Origin of the sequence: Nocardiopsis sp. TNDT3 (genome assembly GCF_003427465.1) — a bacterium.
Classification (GTDB): domain Bacteria; phylum Actinomycetota; class Actinomycetes; order Streptosporangiales; family Streptosporangiaceae; genus Nocardiopsis; species Nocardiopsis dassonvillei.
The window spans coordinates 1-1,394 of sequence record NZ_QPFC01001233.1 but is presented as its reverse complement, the minus strand read 5'-3'; the positions used below and the strand labels follow the sequence as shown (position 1 = coordinate 1,394).

Annotated in this window: 1 protein-coding gene; it reads left to right on the top strand. The window is 75.9% G+C overall.

Going from position 1 to position 1,394, the window contains the following annotated elements:
- On the top strand, window positions 1-1,281 hold a 1,281-nt coding region (locus tag DQW06_RS26245), incomplete at its 5' end, for an ATP-dependent RecD-like DNA helicase (protein ID WP_232833165.1).
- Between the last annotated feature and the right edge of the window lie 113 nt (window positions 1,282-1,394).

The following is a 1,394-nucleotide window of genomic DNA, read 5'->3' as shown; positions in this document are numbered from 1 at the left end:
GGTTCCGAGGGAGCGCGGGTTTCCGGGGGTGCCGGAGGGGCACCGGAGGCCGGGGCCGCCGAGGAGACCCGGGGTGCCGGGGAGGACGAAGCGGCGCGGGGGGACGAGAGCGCTGAGGCGGCCTCGGATGCGCAGGGGGCTTCGCACACACAGGTGGCTTCGGAGACACAAGACACTCCGGACTCGCAGGAAACCCCGGCGACGCAGGAGGCTCCGGACGCGCAGGAGTCCGAAGAGGCTGGCGAAGCGCGGGAGAGCCGGGAGCAGCCGGAACAGCGGAGTCAGCAGGTACAACAGGGCCAGGAGGGTCAACAGAGCCACGAGGGACAGCAGGACCAGCAGGGGCCCGGCGAGGACGGTCAGTCCCCCGTGCGGGCGGTGTCGCTGCCCGCGCTCCTGGCGCAGGCCCCGTTGAAGGCCGGTCTCGTGGTGCTGTGCGAGGCGATGTCGGTGGGCGCGGCCCGTGCCGCCGAACTGGCTTCGGTGTGCGCGGACGACGCGCACCTGGTGCTGCTGGCCGACCCGAACCAGGCGCCCTCGGCGACACCGGGCCAGGTGGTGGTGGACATCGCCGCGTCGCGGACCGCGCACGTGGCCGAGGTGGCCGACGACGACGCGCCGGGGCCGATCGCGGAGCTGGCGGCGGGCGTGGCCTCGGGCGGGGTTCCCGAGGTGGAGGCGCCCGGACGCGAGGTGGTGCGGGTTCCGGCGGCGTCGGCAGAGGAGGCGGTGCACCGGGTGGTGCAGCTGGTGACGGACTCGATTCCGCGCGCGTTGGGGATCGGGGCCGAGCACGTGCAGGTGGTGACCGCGCGGGAGGACGGCCCGGCCGGTGCGCGGGCGGTCAACGCCGCGTGCAAGGAGAGGCTGAACCCGGGGCCGGGTGCGCACGGCGGGTTCGACGTGGGCGACCGGGTGCTGTTCACGGCGGAGGGCCCCGGCTACGGGCCCGGTGACACCGGTCATCTGCGCGAGGTGGGCGGCGGTGCCGTGGTGGAGCTGGTCGGCGGCGGTCGGGTGAAGGTGACCGACCCGGCGGCGCTGCGCCCGGGCTGGGCGGTGACGGTGGCCGCCGCGCACGGGGGCCGGTGGCCCGCCGTGGTGGCGGTGTTCCCGCCGGAGGTGCCGGTGTCGCGGCCACAGGTGTACACGGCGCTGACCCGGGCGACGCGGCACGTGTCGCTGGTGGACGCGACCGGCGGCGGGCTGGAGACCGGTGTGCGGGAGAACGCGGCGAAGGAGCGGACGACCCGCCTGGTGAGGATCCTGCGCGAGGGGTAGGCCCGCGGTTCGGGAAGCACGCGCCCCGCGCACGCGGGGGTGGCCCGTGATGGTGCCCTCTACCTTGCCGTCCTAGGGAACGCGTCTCGCGCACGCGGGGACGGCCCCGCCGC